This window comes from Sulfurospirillum halorespirans DSM 13726, from assembly GCF_001723605.1.
GTDB lineage: Bacteria > Campylobacterota > Campylobacteria > Campylobacterales > Sulfurospirillaceae > Sulfurospirillum > Sulfurospirillum halorespirans.
Map to the genome: position 1 here is coordinate 966,979 of NZ_CP017111.1, position 16,154 is coordinate 983,132.

At 43.7% G+C, this 16,154-nt stretch carries 17 protein-coding genes; 11 read left to right on the forward strand and 6 right to left on the reverse strand.

The annotated features are described in order from the left end of the window. Positions 1–286 precede the first annotated feature (286 nt). From SHALO_RS04760 to ychF, 11 genes are all read left to right on the forward strand, one after another. A complete protein-coding gene (locus SHALO_RS04760; protein WP_069477586.1) occupies positions 287–481 on the forward strand; it encodes a hypothetical protein in 195 nt (64 codons plus the stop codon). Further along, a complete protein-coding gene (locus SHALO_RS04765) occupies positions 447–926 on the forward strand; it encodes a hypothetical protein (protein WP_069477587.1) in 480 nt (159 codons plus the stop codon). Before SHALO_RS04760 ends, SHALO_RS04765 begins: the two co-directional genes overlap by 35 nt. A 177-nt stretch (positions 927–1,103) precedes the next feature. Continuing rightward, the gene (napA, locus tag SHALO_RS04770; protein ID WP_069477588.1) at positions 1,104–3,893 is read left to right on the forward strand and encodes a nitrate reductase catalytic subunit NapA; all 2,790 of its coding nucleotides are present in this window, start codon (positions 1,104–1,106) and stop codon (positions 3,891–3,893) included. Between the two features lie 8 nt (positions 3,894–3,901). Then, positions 3,902–4,717, forward strand: a complete 816-nt coding sequence (napG, locus tag SHALO_RS04775; protein ID WP_069477589.1) for a ferredoxin-type protein NapG — start codon at positions 3,902–3,904, stop codon at positions 4,715–4,717. Next, positions 4,714–5,547, forward strand: coding sequence for a quinol dehydrogenase ferredoxin subunit NapH (napH, locus tag SHALO_RS04780; RefSeq protein WP_069477590.1), 834 nt, complete (start codon positions 4,714–4,716; stop codon positions 5,545–5,547). The genes napG and napH overlap by 4 nt, the downstream gene beginning before the upstream one ends. Beyond that, positions 5,544–6,068: a nitrate reductase cytochrome c-type subunit gene (locus SHALO_RS04785; protein ID WP_174543300.1), complete on the forward strand. Its 525-nt coding sequence runs from the start codon at positions 5,544–5,546 to the stop codon at positions 6,066–6,068. Before napH ends, SHALO_RS04785 begins: the two co-directional genes overlap by 4 nt. A 2-nt stretch (positions 6,069–6,070) precedes the next feature. Next, positions 6,071–6,586 carry a ferredoxin-type protein NapF gene (locus tag SHALO_RS04790; protein ID WP_069477591.1) on the forward strand — a complete coding sequence of 172 codons (516 nt, stop codon included), beginning with the start codon at positions 6,071–6,073 and terminating at the stop codon, positions 6,584–6,586. Beyond that, positions 6,583–7,530 (forward strand): WD40 repeat domain-containing protein, encoded by a 948-nt coding sequence (locus tag SHALO_RS04795; protein ID WP_069477592.1) that lies wholly within the window; start codon positions 6,583–6,585, stop codon positions 7,528–7,530. The genes SHALO_RS04790 and SHALO_RS04795 overlap by 4 nt, the downstream gene beginning before the upstream one ends. After that, positions 7,527–7,880, forward strand: coding sequence for a chaperone NapD (locus tag SHALO_RS04800; RefSeq protein WP_069477593.1), 354 nt, complete (start codon positions 7,527–7,529; stop codon positions 7,878–7,880). The genes SHALO_RS04795 and SHALO_RS04800 overlap by 4 nt, the downstream gene beginning before the upstream one ends. Positions 7,881–7,889: 9 nt before the next feature. Beyond that, positions 7,890–8,426, forward strand: a complete 537-nt coding sequence (locus SHALO_RS04805) for a PAS domain-containing protein (protein WP_069477594.1) — start codon at positions 7,890–7,892, stop codon at positions 8,424–8,426. A gap of 57 nt (positions 8,427–8,483) precedes the next feature. Beyond that, positions 8,484–9,584: a redox-regulated ATPase YchF gene (gene ychF / locus SHALO_RS04810; protein WP_069477595.1), complete on the forward strand. Its 1,101-nt coding sequence runs from the start codon at positions 8,484–8,486 to the stop codon at positions 9,582–9,584. A gap of 58 nt (positions 9,585–9,642) precedes the next feature. On the opposite strand, the gene SHALO_RS04815 is transcribed toward ychF, so the two are convergent. The 6 genes from SHALO_RS04815 to SHALO_RS04840 all read right to left on the reverse strand — a co-directional run bounded on the left by SHALO_RS04815 (position 9,643) and on the right by SHALO_RS04840 (position 15,969). Next, positions 9,643–10,140: a hypothetical protein gene (locus SHALO_RS04815; RefSeq protein WP_069477596.1), complete on the reverse strand. Its 498-nt coding sequence runs from the start codon at positions 10,138–10,140 to the stop codon at positions 9,643–9,645. A gap of 1 nt (position 10,141) precedes the next feature. Continuing rightward, positions 10,142–11,719: a PepSY-associated TM helix domain-containing protein gene (locus SHALO_RS04820; RefSeq protein WP_069477597.1), complete on the reverse strand. Its 1,578-nt coding sequence runs from the start codon at positions 11,717–11,719 to the stop codon at positions 10,142–10,144. Beyond that, positions 11,716–12,045 carry a hypothetical protein gene (locus SHALO_RS04825; protein ID WP_238585289.1) on the reverse strand — a complete coding sequence of 110 codons (330 nt, stop codon included), beginning with the start codon at positions 12,043–12,045 and terminating at the stop codon, positions 11,716–11,718. The genes SHALO_RS04820 and SHALO_RS04825 overlap by 4 nt, the downstream gene beginning before the upstream one ends. 55 nt (positions 12,046–12,100) lie before the next feature. Then, positions 12,101–14,437 carry a TonB-dependent siderophore receptor gene (locus SHALO_RS04830; RefSeq protein WP_084010722.1) on the reverse strand — a complete coding sequence of 779 codons (2,337 nt, stop codon included), beginning with the start codon at positions 14,435–14,437 and terminating at the stop codon, positions 12,101–12,103. A gap of 96 nt (positions 14,438–14,533) precedes the next feature. Next, the gene (locus SHALO_RS04835) at positions 14,534–15,493 is read right to left on the reverse strand and encodes a FecR family protein (protein WP_084010724.1); all 960 of its coding nucleotides are present in this window, start codon (positions 15,491–15,493) and stop codon (positions 14,534–14,536) included. Further along, complete coding sequence (locus SHALO_RS04840) at positions 15,493–15,969, reverse strand: RNA polymerase sigma factor (RefSeq protein WP_069477598.1); 477 nt, start codon at positions 15,967–15,969, stop codon at positions 15,493–15,495. Before SHALO_RS04840 ends, SHALO_RS04835 begins: the two co-directional genes overlap by 1 nt. Positions 15,970–16,154 lie beyond the last annotated feature (185 nt).

Genomic DNA, 16,154 nt, shown 5'->3' on the forward strand with positions numbered 1-16,154 from the left:
CTCTTTAAGCCTCAATTTTTTTTGGTTTTTAGCTTTACATGTAAAGAAAGTTAAAAGCCAAGTTTGCGACCATCTTTGCTTCAAAATTGCTAAATAAAAGAAAAATAATTTTTCTTTAGAACCTGTTTTGTAAGGAATACAATATGCTTACAACTAAATAACATGGTATCGATTTGATATTTATATCACATCAAATCGATATAATCGTGCTATAATATTTTCATATTTGACACGTTTTTTAAAAATATGTATAATCCACACTCAAAAGTTAATGAAAGGAGTTAAAATGTGCAACGATATCAAGTTGTTTTTTGTTGGTATTGCTAATAGCCTAAGTTCTGATGGCTATCGTGACATTGTAATTGCTCCAAAAAAGTTAGGTACAACAGCTAAAGATATTCACGATAAACGACAAGAAAATTATAAAGAAATTGTAAAGCGTACCAATGGGCAAATTGAGCAGATCAAAGCGATCTCCTAATACCACTCATAGAGGTGCACAAAATGATGCACCTTCTCAAGACTCTACTATTAAACAACAAATAGCTAATATTCAAAATAATTTTAATTTTGCTCAAAATATTGATCTTGGCAAGTTATCCCAATTAGAACAAATCAATCCAGATCTTGCCCACAGAATGACAACAATTTATGAAGAACAATTCAAGCATGCCGTATTCTGTGATACTTCTATCATTGAACTTGAAAAAAAAGAACAGCAATTAAGAGAAACTGAAATTCCACATCAGAGAAAATTTGCTTTTAGGGCACAGTTCTTTGCTGTATTTATTTCGTTAGCTGGACTTGGTACTGCGATTTTATCGATGTATTATGGTTATCCTTGGCTTGGCGGCACTGCTATTACAATTCCCATTGGCGTTGTTGCTGTCAATCTATTAGGAATTAGGAATAAGAACCAGAAATAAGCCAGCTAGATATTGCCCCCCTTTAAACCCTTCCAAAACTTCAACAACCCTTTTACATGTAAACCCCAAAATCCCCACAAACTTAAATTTATCACATTAAAGTATTGACTTAAGTCATAGATTGGATTTTTGCTTAGTGATAGAATGACCTCGTAACTCAAATCAGGAGGTATCACTATGTCGCTTTCAAGAAGAGACTTTCTAAAAACAACTGCCGCTGCGACGGCTGCCGCGAGCGTGGGTATTAGCGTACCTAGCGAGCTTAAGGCTGCGGGCGAGCAAGCAGAAGCCGGTTGGCGCTGGGACAAATCCGTTTGCCGTTTCTGTGGTACCGGTTGTGGTATTATGGTTGCGACCAAAGAGGGTAAAATCGTCGCAGTCAAAGGTGATCCAGCAGCTCCCGTCAATCGCGGACTGAACTGTATCAAGGGCTATTTTAATGCCAAAATTATGTATGGCGCGGATCGTCTTAAAGAGCCACTTTTACGCATGAACGACAAAGGTGAATTTGACAAAAAAGGTCAATTCAAACCTGTCTCATGGAAAAGAGCATTCGATGAGATGGAAAAACACATGAAAGCCGCGATGAAAGCGGGTGGCCCTGAAGCCATCGGTGTGTTTGGTTCAGGTCAATACACCATTCATGAAGGCTATGTTGCCGCCAAGCTTATGAAAGCGGGCTTTCGCTCTAACGCCATCGACCCCAATGCCCGTCACTGTATGGCTTCAGCGGTTGCTGGCTTTATGCAAACCTTTGGAATTGATGAGCCATCAGGCTGTTACGATGACATTGAACTGACCGACACCATCGTGACATGGGGTGCCAATATGGCGGAGATGCACCCGATTTTGTGGTCTCGCGTGAGTGATCGTAAACTTACATCACCTGACAAAGTCAAAGTAGTGAATCTCTCTACCTATACACACCGAAGCTCTGACCTTGCGGATGTTGAGATCATCTTCTCTCCAAGCACGGACTTAGCGATTTGGAACTACATCGCTCGTGAGATTGTTTACAATCACCCAGAGGCGATTGATTGGGACTTTGTGAAGAAAAACACCATTTTTGCAACAGGTTTTGCTAACATCGGTTACGGTATGCGAACCGAAGCAGATGCTCGTAAAAATGGCTACTCTGAAAAAGAGCTGGTAATCAATAAAAAAGAAGATGCAAAAGTGATCTCCGAAAAAGAGGCTCCCGGTCTTGCGCACTTAGGTGTCAAAGCAGGCGATGTCATGAAAATGGACAAAGCTGCGGCTGCGGGCGTTCACTGGGAAATTAGCTTTGAAGATTTCAAAAAAGGACTTGCTCCTTATACGCTGGATTATGTTGCCAAAATTTCTAAAGGTAATCCAGACGAGAGCCTTGCAGATTTCAAAGCAAAACTTCAAACACTTGCGAACCTTTACATCGAGAAAAGTAGAAAAGTGGTCAGCTTCTGGACCATGGGTATGAACCAACACCAACGTGGTACGTGGGTCAATGAGCAAGCGTACATGGTTCACTTTTTACTCGGCAAACAAGCCAAACCAGGCGATGGCGCGTTCTCTCTAACAGGACAACCAAGTGCATGTGGAACTGCTCGTGAAGTCGGTACCTTTACACATCGCTTACCTGCAGATATGGACGTTTCCATTCCTAAACACAGAGAAATTACGGAAAAAGTATGGAAACTTCCTGCTGGTACACTAAACCCTATGGGCTACCAACACATTATGAATATTCACCGACAAATCGAGAGTGGAAAAATTAAATTTGCATGGGTCAACGTGTGCAATCCTTACCAAGACACCGCTAATGCAGAACACTGGATCAAAGCGGCACGTAAAGAAGGAAACTTCATCGTCTGTTCAGACGCGTATCCTGGTATTTCGGCTAAAGTATCTGATCTTATCTTGCCTTCAGCGATGATCTATGAGAAATGGGGCGGATACGGCAATGCAGAGCGTCGTACACAACAATGGAAACAGCAAGTTCTTCCAGTCGGCGACGCGATGAGTGACACATGGCAGTGGGTTGAGCTTTCAAAACGCTTTACGATCAAAGATGTATGGGGCGAGCAACCGATCAAAGATGGCAAACTTCCAAATGTCATCGAAGCCGCCAAAGCTATGGGCTATAAAGAGACGGACACGCTTTATGATGTTCTCTTTGCCAATGAATTCTTTAAATCATTCAAAGCTAAAGACCCTATCGGTGAAGGTTTTGACAACAGTGAAGTGTTTGGTGATAAACGTGGCGTGATGGGTAGTGATGGTAAAGAGTGGAAAGGGTATGGCTTCTTCTTGCAAAAAGCAATTTGGGAAGAGTACCGACAATTTGGACTAGGTCATGGACATGACTTGGCGGATTTTGACACGTATCATAAAGTCAGAGGTCTTAAATGGCCGGTTGTGGATGGCAAAGAGACACAATGGCGTTTTAATGCCAAATACGATCCGTACGCGGCAAAAGCGAACAATGGTGAATTTGCATTCTACGGTGACGCGGCAAAAGCACTTAAACGTGGTGATCTTTTAAAACCAACCACCGAAGAGACCTTCTCTTTGAAAAACAAAGCAAAAATCTTCTTTAGACCGTATATGGACCCTTGCGAAATGCCAGATGCTGAGTATGACAGCTGGTTATGTACAGGACGTGTGTTGGAGCACTGGCATAGTGGTACGATGACCATGCGTGTACCTGAATTGTACCGTGCCGTTCCTGAAGCATTGTGCTATATGCACCCAGACGATGCGAAAGTCAAAGGGTTTAAACAAGGTGAGCTGATCTGGATCGAGAGTCGTAGAGGTTCGTGTAAAGCGCGTGTTGAAACACGTGGTAGAAACCGAACGCCAAAAGGTTTAGTCTATGTTCCTTGGTTTGATGAGAAAGTGTTCATCAACAAAGTGTGCCTTGATGCCACATGTCCGATCTCTAAACAGACAGACTATAAAAAATGTGCGGTTAAGCTTTATAAAGCGTAATCATAAAAATGGAAACAACCGATAAAATCGCAATCACCCCTCGCCGTAAATTCCTCGCTTTGATGGCTCAAAGTGGTGGACTCATGGCGCTGGGAGGCATGGTTTGGACAGGGTACTTGGAAGAGGCAAAATCAGCACCGCTGATTCTTCGTCCTCCTGCTGCAGTCCTTGAAGTAGACTTTATGCGTTTATGTATCAAGTGTGGTCAGTGTGTTACTGCCTGTCCATACCATACGCTCAGTCTTGCCAAGCCAGGTGATACAAAGCCTCTTGGAACACCTTTTTACATTCCAAGAGAGGTTCCGTGTTACATGTGTACGGACATACCCTGTGTGCCTGTATGCCCAAGCGGAGCGTTGGATGTGAAAAGTGTTTCTAAGATCACTGAGGGTGTTCAAGAACTTGACATTACCAAAGCACGTATGGGACTTGCCGTCGTTGATGTTGAGTCGTGCATCGCGTTTTGGGGCATTCAGTGTGATGCGTGTTACCGAGCCTGTCCTATCATGGATAGTGCGATTAAGTTAGAGTATAAACGCAATGAGCGAACAGGCAAACATGCTTATTTAACACCGATCGTGAACAGTCTCACCTGTACGGGGTGTGGCTTGTGCGAGAGGGCGTGTGTCACTGAAAAAGCGGCGATTCATGTGTTGCCTTTGGACATTGCCAAAGGGGCTATTGGTTCGCACTACATCAAGGGCTGGGAGCAGGGTGATGAAAAGCGCTTAGAAAAAGCTGGAGGCGATGTCACAACACATACCAAACGTAGTGAGAAGTCTGCGACAGATTATCTCAATACGAATGAGGAGATGTTCAAATGAGAGAATGGATGAGAAGCCACCGTTTTATGATGGCACGACGTTTGACTCAGCTGGGCATTCTTGGGCTATTTATAGCAGCCAATAGTTATGGCTTTATGCTGTTAAGTGGCAATCTCAGTGCCTCTTTGGTGCTGAAAAAGCTTCCTTTAGCCGATCCGTTTGCCCTGTTGCAGATGTTCTCAGCTGGGGCACTGTTAGGGGTTGATGTTCTTCTTGGAGGAGCATTGATACTTCTGTTTTACATCGTTGTTGGAGGTCGCGCGTTTTGTTCATGGGTATGCCCACTCAATATGGTCACAGACGCGGCAAATTGGACGCGTAGAGTCTTTTTTCTTGAAAAAACGATTGAAAAAAAGCTCTGGCTCGGTCGCACTGTTCGGTACTGGGTTTTGGCCCTTACGCTGATACTGTCGTTCATCACAGGTGTTGCGGCGTTTGAGATGGTCAGTCCTATCGGGATTTTAAGTCGAGGTATCATCTTTGGAATGGGGCTAAGCGTTGCTCCCATACTGTGCATTTATCTGTTTGATCTTTTTGCGGTGAAAAATGGCTGGTGTGGACATATCTGTCCTTTGGGTGGTTTTTACTCTCTTGTTGGGAAGCTGAGCCTCATTCGTGTGAAGCACGATCACACCAAATGTACGTTGTGCATGAAGTGTAAAGAGATTTGTCCTGAAAAACAGGTTCTTGGCATTATTTCCAAACGAAGTGGTGCGATAGATTCTGGAGAGTGTACCAACTGTGGCAGATGCGTTGAGGTGTGTGAGAGTGATGCACTCTCTTTTGGTGTGAGGAATTACATTAACACAAATGTAGGAGAAAAAGAATGATTAGTACAAAAACATTGATAATGGTCTCTTTGTTAGGCGTGATGGTAGCCAGCGGATGCGCGGTGTCTCAGTCATACAACGAAGAAGAATTAGGGCTTAGAAAGGTGGATCTCTACAGCGAGAAAACCGTTGTAGGTGAGCCAACATCGTACTCTACGGTGAGTGCAGGTGAATCAAAAATGATTCAAAGATCGTTTGAAAACGCGCCTCCGATGATCCCACATGATGTCGAAGGTATGATGGATATGACCAAAGATAGCAACGCATGTACAGGGTGTCACTTACCTGAAGTGGCTGAAGCAGTGAAGGCGACTCCGATTCCAAAGTCACACTTTTTTGACATGAGAACGCAAAAAGTGCTCACAGAGATGAGTCAAGCTCGCTACAACTGTTCAGCATGTCATGCGCCACAATCGGCAAACGAGCCTTTGGTTAAAAATGAGTTTAAACCAGACTATCGTAAAGCCAATGGCATGGAGCGCTCAAACCTCATTGACAACCTTAATGAAGGCGTGAGATAACCATGACGAATGGCAGCAGAAGAGGGGTTTTTACCTCTCTTTTTGGTATGAAAAAGGCGCAAAAAACTCAAAATGAGTTCTGTGTGCGCCCGCCGTATCACCAAGAGGGGTATGAATTTTTAGATCATTGCATTACATGTAACGATACGCCGTGCATGAGCGCTTGCGAAGAAAATATCATCTTCCTTGATGCTGCTCATACGCCTTGCTTAGACTTTACCAAACGAGGTTGTACGTTTTGTGAAGCGTGCGCAAGTGCGTGCCCCAGTGGGGTTTTAAGCCTTACATGTAACGATAAAAAAGAGTTACATGTAAAAGCCGAAATCGACCTTATGCGCTGTATGGCATGGCATCAAAGTTTGTGCAACAGTTGCTTGGATGCGTGTGAAAGTCGAGCCATTTTGTTTTTAGGACTTTTTCGTCCACACATAGAGATGGATGCGTGCAATGGCTGTGGTATGTGCGTTGGCATCTGTCCAAGTAGTGCGATTTTCATCAAAGAGGAGGCGAGGGTATGAGGTGTTTTTTTATCATAAGCCTGTGTGCAAGCGTTCTTTTAAGCGCAGAACTAAGCCCACGAAGCATCATCGAAGCTACTGGAAATGTGCAACACATAGCGCTTGTGGAGGGTAAAATCATCGCAGGAACGAGTGCGGGAACGCTTGAGATATTTAAGATGGATGACGCTTCTAAACTTTCTCACACTGTTTTTCCAAAGATCAAGGACTTTACAGGCGATGAGGTCGCGCCCAAACTCTTCTCGGTCGATATGCTAGACAAAACGCTTTTAGCCGTTGTTCAAGCCAGTAATGGCGCTCGTGAGCTTTACCTTGTTGAAGAGGGCAAGCCAAAAGTGCTCATCGATGCACACGCCAATCTTTTCATCTCTAAAGCCAAATTTGTTGATAAAAACCGCATCTTGGTCGCACTTCTCAGCAATGAGCTTCTGTTGTGGGATGTTAAAGAGAAAAAAGAGATTTACCGCGTTCAGCCTTCCTCTTCGCACTTTAGCGATTTTGCGTTGAATGAAACCAAAACCATGGTGGCAAGCTCATCTGAATCGGGCGAAATCACCCTTTTTGATGTGCTCAGTGGCAAAGTCATCAAAGTGCTGAAAGGCGGCAATGTGGACAATGTCTATAAAGTTGACTTTAAAAAAGATGCCATTTTGTGCGCAGGACAAGACAGACGTGGCATTATTTACGATCTTAAAAATGGGGCGTACGAGCGCTATGATGGCTCGTTTCTCATTTACGCAGGCGCTCTTAGTCCGAGCCTTCATTTGGGGGCTTTTGCCTTTAATGAACAAAACGATATTGTCTTGTTTAACCTTGCAACCAAGAGCAAAATCCACACGCTCAAAGGGCAGAAAAGTACGCTTAATACCATCGTTTTTGCCAGCGACAAAGAACTTGTCAGCAGTAGCGACGATCAATTTATTATGATTTGGAGACTCCCATGAATATTTCAAGTATTGTGATACAAACAAAGCCTTTACATGTAAAAGAGATCATCGCTATTTGCGAGGCGAGTGATTTTTGTGATTACCATTTTTCCGATGAGCAAACAGGCAAGATTATCGTGACGATTGAGGGTGAAAACCTCGATGAAGAGATGTCAAAGATGAAAAAAATCGAGCAGATTCCTCACGTCATCTGTGCCGATATGATGATGGCATACAGTGAGGATGAACTCGATGAGCAACGTGAAATGTTAGAACATTCTCCAAGCGTGCCAGAGATCCTCAATGATGAAACGATTGCACTCAAAGACATCGTCTACAAGGGTGATTTGAAGAAAAAAATCCATTAAGGAGTGTGCATGCAAACGACCTATCAGATGTTTATTGAAACGTTAGTGCCCAGTGATGAACTCATCGTCTCGCGTACGGATTTACAGGGGAACATAACCTATGCCAACGAGACATTTGCGCAGATTTCGGGTTATGAAGTGGATGAACTCATCGGAAAACCGCATAACATCGTGCGCCATCCCGATATGCCTCGTTCGATCTTTCAAACTCTTTGGCAGAGTTTAGCTTACGGTCAAATGTGGAGAGGTTATGTTAAAAACCTGCGTAAAGATGGCGGTTATTATTGGGTCTATGCGGAAGTTTCAGGCGTGTACAAAGAGGGCGTTTTAGTGGAGTATAAATCGCTTCGTGCTCCCATCGATGAAGCGACAAAAGTCATCATGCAAAAAGCATACGATGAGCGCAAAACACAGGAAGAAAAGATCAGCAGAGCGGTCATCTATTTGCAAAGCGATTTGGTTGAAAAACTCGAAAAATTGGCACATGAACAGAAGCGTTCCGCCGATGAGATCATGAATGAGATCGTAAGCGACACACTCTTTTAGAGGAGCCTTAAGCGCATACGCGGTACAATACCTTTAAAAAATATAAAGGCAATATCCATGGGTTTAGGTGTCGGTATCGTAGGACTCCCCAATGTCGGAAAATCAACCACGTTTAACGCGCTCACCAAAGCGCAAAATGCAGAATCTGCAAACTATCCTTTTTGTACAATTGAACCCAATAAAGCGGTGGTTCCTGTTCCAGATCCCAGACTTGAAGAGCTTGCAAAGATCGTCAATCCTGAGCGTATTCAGCACTCAACGGTCGATTTTGTCGACATCGCGGGTTTGGTAAAAGGTGCTAGTGCGGGTGAAGGACTTGGCAATCAGTTTTTGTCCAACATTCGTGAAGTCGAGGTCATTTTACACATGGTGCGTTGTTTTGAAGATGAGAACATCACCCACGTTGAAAACAGCATCAACCCGCTTCGTGACATCGAGATCATTGAGAGTGAGCTTATTTTTGCGGACGTTCAACAACTCGACAAAAAGTTAGATCGTCTCAAACGTCAAGCTAAACTTGAAAAAGGTGCGCAGGCGATGGCAGAAGTTGCAACAGAACTTCGCGCCCATCTTGATGACATCAAACCGGTGAGTACGTTTGCACGACGTGATGATGAAAACTTCCAAGCGCTTGATAAAGAGCTACGTTTCCTTTCCAACAAAACCATCATTTACGGTGCCAATGTTGATGAAGCAGGACTTTTAGAAGAGAATAGTTTTGTCAAAGCGGTTAAAGAGCATGCCAAATCAGTCGGTGCGGACGTTGTTGTTCTCTGTGCCAAAATTGAAGAAGAGATGATCGGCCTTGAAGATGATGAAGCCGAAGAGTTTTTAAAAGAGCTTGGCATTGAAGAATCAGGTCTGAAACAGATCATCCGCCTTGCGTTTGATAAACTAGGTCTCGCGTCGTACTTCACCGCAGGTGTTAAAGAAGTGCGCGCGTGGACAATTGAGAAAGGCTGGAAAGCGCCAAAAGCGGCGGCGGTGATTCACAATGATTTTGAAAAAGGATTTATCCGCGCCGAAGTCATTGGCTACAATGATTTTATCGCATTCAAAGGCGAAGCTGGCTCAAAAGAAGCAGGCAAAATGCGCCTTGAGGGCAAAGAGTACATCGTTCAAGATGGCGATGTGATGCACTTTAGATTTAACGTTTAACCTTCAACCGCGTTTACATGTAAGCTTACATGTAAACGCGGTTTACTTCACTATATTTTCAATTTTTCTTCATTTGCAAAAGAAGCAGCCTTGTGTTTCGTGAGCTAAAATAAAGCGTCAAGGCAAAGAGTAGTACAGCGATGGAAAACATCGTAACGGTTGCCATATCCCATTCACCATTGCCATTTTGTGCTTGCGAAAGTTTTCCGCCCGTACTTGCTTTGGCTTTCACATCCGCAGGAAATCCATCCAAAGGCGCGATGCCTTCTTTGACCACACTGTGTCCAGGACCGCCATCGAGTACGACTTGGTACGGCTCTTTGGGAATGGCGATGATAAGCTCACTTGATTCTGGCAAGCGTTGTTGAAACAACACATTTCCACTTAGGAGTGACTCCAACTTAATGAGTGCGCCCGAAGCGAGCTCTCCTGTACTAAACTCGCCACGAACGGTGATGGTGTCATCATCGTTGTTCATAACGTTCATCAACAGCGTGTGTGCCTCTAAAAACGATGCCACACACAGTGCCATAATGAGTATGCCTAATTTTTTCATATCAATCCTTCAGTTGAAATTTTTGTGTCCAAAATGCTTGAATTTTCTCTTGCTCTTGCGGGAGTTTAAAACCGATCCAAAGCAGCAAAGTGCCTACAACAAACAGCCCTATATCCACACTTAAAATGCTCATCATGCCCTCTTGCCACAAGCGAAGCGGTGAAAAACCACTGGTGTAAAAGTGAATGAGGGGGCTAATGAAAAATAAAACTCCGCCCAGTTTTAAAAACTCTTTTGCCGTTTGGTAGGAGTTAAGACGGTAAAACGACCACGTCAATGTCGCGGTCCAAAACAGCGCAAAGGCACTTTTATGCCAGAAAAAGCGCTCAGGTAGATCAAACGGCAAGCTCCATTGCAGCGCAAACAAGAGTCCCGTTGCGGGGATAACACCGACCATAACGCTGAGAGAGAGCTTACCCATCCAGTGGTAGATGGGAACATTCTGCGGAAATTGGCGCGCCTGTTTTTCCATGTAAAGCAGCACACCAAAGCCCAATGCGAAGGCAGAAACAATCATGAGTGAGGCGATAAAAAGCCTCGTAACGGTGTCAACCCCAAAAAGAAAATGCAAAAAGAAGATCGCATCGTAAAAAAGCCCAGACCAGTGTTTATCCATCACCTTATGTTGCGCAATAAGACTGCCATCAACGCCACTCAGCGTCACGCTTGGTTCATTAGAAATACCGTTTAAAAATGGCATATAAGGATTGTAGCCTTCGACTTTGGCTTGCGCACTCGAATCTCTCCAGTTGCTGAGCGTAATTTTATGGATTTGAACCTCAGGCATGATCGCTTTGGCTTTGAGTAAAATCTCATTCATCGAAAGCATAGCAACCGTGTCGTTTTTCTTCTCTATGCGTGTAAGATTGGGAAAAAGCACAGGGCCTACCAGTTTCCACGTCTCAAAGGTTTCGCCTTTGGATGCCAGAAATGCCATCGGCGCTGAAGCACTGTAGCCGATGTTCATCAGCGCTCCCGTGAGTGTGATGATGATGAACGGTGGAAAGACCCATGTAAAAATCTTGCGGTGCCATTTGGCAAACTTACTTTGGGCATTTTTGCCGCTGTTTTTATAGTTGATTTTCCAAATAAGCATCAGTCCGCCGATAATCAAAAACATCGCCGCAACGGCAGTAAAGCCAAAAACAAGGTAGCCAAAGAGTTTAAACGGTCTGCCATAGTGCATATGGTTTAAAAAGCGTGCGAGTTGAGACTGTTCGTCTTCGTTTTCCACCTCTTGTGCGGTGTTGGGATTGAACACTTTGGTTTTCATAAACATCGTTGAGATGCGAAGCGCTGGGTCGTGCATGGAGCCTGGAAGGCTGATGGTAATGCCATTAACTTGCGGATAATCAGGATCGGCAAGCACAGGATCGATCATCGCAGAGTAGTCCACTTTTTCGACATTGGGCATCGCATAATGGCGCGAAGGCTTCTCCCACACCTGAACAAAGGGCAGCAAAATGGCAAAAATCCCAAAGAAAACAGCCACATAAAGCAGCAGCGAAATGTTAATGCCCACCGCAACATGAATGCGTTGGAGGCGTTGTTTAAAAATCTTTTTTGCCTCTTCGTTCATACACTCTCCTTAAAAAACAAAACAGCGATAACGATGGCAAAGCTTAGTGTGGGCACAGTGCTTCGAAGCAGCGCGCTCAGTTTGGTGGGCGCTAAGACGATCCACAGTGCCGCTACTGCCCAGACAAATGTGTTAAACAACAAAGGAATGATGATGGACTCACCTGGCGTTACAGGCAGAAGAAAAATGAGCAAAGTCATGCCCAAATACGCAACGCATAAGCCTCCGATGATGGCACAGATGCCTCTGAAAAGTCCGATGGTTTTACCACTCTTTTCAGGTTGTGAGAGCTCTTTGAGTAAGCTCATTCCTTTGGTTTTTAGCATTTTTATCCTTTACATGTAAAGATCTTGCGCCATACAGACGCAAGATCTTTGGTTTTTAAAATGTGTATTTAAAGCTAAGCGTAGCATTGCGTGGTGAGCCATACACCATGCCATCTGAGCCGATACCTTCGTAATACTCTTTATCAAAAATATTATTCACATTGAGTTGGAGTTTCATATGTTTATCCACATCGTATGAAACCATCGCGTTGGTTAAGATATACGCATCTTGGGTGATTTCGGTTGCACCACTTCCCGTGTAGATTTTACTTCGATAGTTCAGCCCCAGACCAAAACCGAATTTTTGAATGGTGTATTTGGTAAAGAGATTTGCCATCGTGCGAGAAGCTTTCGTTGAAATTTTGTTGCCATCTGCATCCTTAGCTTCAAAATTGGCGATTCCAAAGCCCATATTCCAGTTATCGGTTATTTCGCCGTTAATATCGATTTCAAACCCTTTACTCACAACGCCATCGACGGCTTCGTACGCATAATCGGTAGAGCCTGGAACAAACTGGCTGGTCACTTCGCCGACATTGTCTTGCTCAACCCTAAAGACGGAAAGTGACGCGTTTAAGCGTTTATCAAAGTATTCACCTTTTATGCCCGTTTCGTAATTTTTTCCAACAATAGGATCAAGATAATTTCCGCTTATATCTTTGTAACTTTGCGGTTTAAAAATATCGGTGTAACTGACGTAAATCGAGTGATTGTCATTGAGATCGTAAATGAGCCCTGCATATGGGGTTAGTTCGTTGGTAAACTCTTTATCTCCAGCTCCCGTATCGCTTTTGTATTTCCAATCCGAAATTCTAAGACCTGTCACAAGTTTTAAGTCCTCCATCAATGAGAATTTACCAGCGATATAGGTTCCCGTTTGCGTGGTTTTATCAGGAGTCGTTGCATAATCCATCGATAAATTAGGATTCGCTACATTGATAGCATATAAATTCATAACAGGGCTCGCCAGAGAGGATACAGGATAATCCATACCCCATTTATTGTATTTCATATCGGATGTATTGCGCATAACGCCAAAGATAATTTCATGATTGAGATTCGCTAATTCAAACGGTGCAGAGATATAAACATCGATATTTTGCTCGTTATAAAGCGCATCATTGACATAGCGATAAACATAGCCTTCACCCGTCCCCGAATCTTTATCCACCGTTCCACCAAAATAGAGTAGCGACGTATCGCTGTAGAGTTTGCGGTACGAATAGGCAAGGTTAAACGAGATGTCGTTGTAAAGGTACTGCTTAAAATCAAGATAAAGCGCTTTTGTTTCGCTGTTCCAATAGGTCCAATCTTCGCTGACCGTTTGAGATCTTGAAAAATTGGTTCGCGTACCATCACTGTAAAACGCAGGCAACCCACCCCAACGAATGCCACTACGATCCAGTTTTTGATACTCTGCTGCGATGGAGAGGTACGTGGTCTCCGTTAAGTCCATATCCACAACGCCATAAACGATGTCATTTGTTTTTTCATAGCCGTTCATAAATGATTTTTTATCTTCATGTTTGGCGACAAGACGTCCTCTGATATTTCCCTCTTCATTAAGTGGCGCTGAAACATCCATCGTAGAACTGTAAGCATCCCATGAGCCAGCAGAGACTTCGACTTCGCCTTTGACCTCTTTGGAATTGGCATGTTTACGAATAAAATTGAGTCCAACGGCGGGGTTGCCAGCTCCCGTCATCAAGCCATTGGCACCTTTAACGACTTCAACGCGATCGTAAATGGAGAGATCAATATCGCTTGCAGTCGTATCGGAAATTGTGTAGGTTGGCATGCCATCCAGCAGATAATAATCGACATCAAAGCCCCGTGCCGTTGGGTAAATTCTCTCATCCCAACGATTGATCGAGACACCCGTGACGTAACTGAGCATCTCTTGGTAAGAGGTGACGCCTAAATCTTCCAGTTTTTGATCGGTCAGCACGGTCACCGATTGGGGCGTTTCGCGTGTGGATAAGTTTAGTTTGGTTGCTGTACGCATACTTTTGGTTGTGTACGAACCCGTTCCTTCGCTAATGGCTGATTCACTTCCCGCATGAATCGTAATCGCGTCTAGTGCGACATTGGCATCGTCTTTTTGTTTAACGATGATGGTACTATCTTTAATAACCGCCTCAAGTCCCGTGCCTTCTAAAAGCAGTTTCAAGGCTTTCTCCAATCCCTCGACATTTTTAATCGGAGTCGCTTTTTTGCCCTTAAGGATGTTCATGTCCATGATGTAGGGCAGTTTGGATTGCTCTGAGAGGGTTTCGATCGCCTCTTTGAGTGACGTTGTCGTGATGGTGTACGTGCCATCTCCTGCATACAAGCTTCCCGCCAGAAGCAATGCAGCTGAGTGTGCTACCAAAGAGTGTTTGAGTAAGCGCATAGTTTCTTCCTTTTTCTCTTTACATGATTTTGAGAATGAATCTCTAAAAAAGAAGACGTAAAAGAATGAAATCTCTGACATAAAATTTTGACCCATTTATTTGATGACGATTTTAGTGGCGCTTTTTTCGATCATCACAGGATGAATAAGCGGTAATGCGTCTAAAAAAGCGTCGAGTCGGTGCACGTCAAAATTGCCACTTATGGGCAGGGACGCAACGCGAGTGTCTAAATAAACCGTGATGTCAAGGTGCTTGGCAAATTCGTTAAACACCTCTTTGAGGCTTGCTTGGTAAAAGGTGTACTTTCCTTGTTGCCACTCTCCTACTTTTTGGGCATTGATTTTTTGAAGATCGATACGTTGTGTCACTGGATTGAAACTAAGGCTTTCTCCTTTGGTAACGAATGCAATAGGCTTATCGTTTTGATCACGTGCGGAAACTTCCACTTTTCCCTCTTGGACATTGACTTGAAGGATGTTTTCAAAATTGATCACCTCAAATTTGGTGCCTAGCACTTTGATGTTCACCCTGTCCGTTTGAATGATAAAAGGCGCCGTCTGGTTGGGAAAAACATCGAAAATGGCTTTGCCACGCGACAATTTCACCAAACGTTTGCTTTTAAAGTAGGTCACGTCGATGCTGGTATTGGCATCGAGGGCAATTTTTGACGTGTCAGGCAAGAAAATGTCGTTGTGAACTTTGGTTGTGGCAACATACTGCTCTGAAAACGTGATGTGATCGTAAAAAAGGGTGAAATAAACCACGCACAGCGTACAGGCGGCAACGGCAAGCGGTGCCACGTAGCGCAAAAAGAGGGGTTTTGTATTTCGTACTTCGCGTGTTTGTCTCACTTCACGTTTCAAATCATCCAAAAATGCTTGCGGCAGTGCATGAACCTCTTGCAGCAGCTTTTTTTCATCCTGAAAGGCTTCATGATGGCGCGCATCACAGGCAATCCATGCGAAAAAGGTTGAGTCGGTTTGAAGGTTTTCGCCTTCGCTCTCCTTGGAGAGCCATAAGCGTGCTTGATGCTGTATATTTTCTTGGATCGACATCAAAAACCACCCTCTTTACGTTTGATCTTCTCTTTGAGTTCTATGCTGGCACGTGAGAGATGCTTTTCAACCGCATCGATGGAAATGCCCATCATCTGCGAAACTTCATCCCTGCTGTAGCCTTCGAGTACATGTAAAACAAAGGCTTCTTTACGTTTTTGAGGCAGCGTTTGAAGCGCTCGCATCAGTGTTTTTTGACGATCTTGTTCAAGCAACACCTCTTCAGGCTCAACGGTTTTTGCGGTGTATGCGTGCTCTTCATACAGGACTTCTTGGAGGTTAAAGTTTTTACGGGCTTTATCGATCATAAGATTTTTTGCGATTTTATACAGTAGTGCCCGTTTGTTGAGGATCTCTTGGCTATTTTGCAGAGCAATGGCTTTCATATACGATTCTTGAACAAGATCTTGCGCATAATCTTTATTAGGGATTCTGCTCTTAATAAAAAACAATAATTCTTTATAATACTGAATCATTACCCTACCATTTTCTCATGAAATAATTTTGATAACTATAGTCAAAAAGTAGTAAAGCGGTGCTTAAAAGGTGAGGTTAGGCAGAAAATTGACGAAAAAAGTGAGGTGATTTGAAAAAAAAAGGAAGGAATATCTTTTTACATGTAAAGATTAAGAAGTGTAACCAAAGAGCATAAACAGGCTCT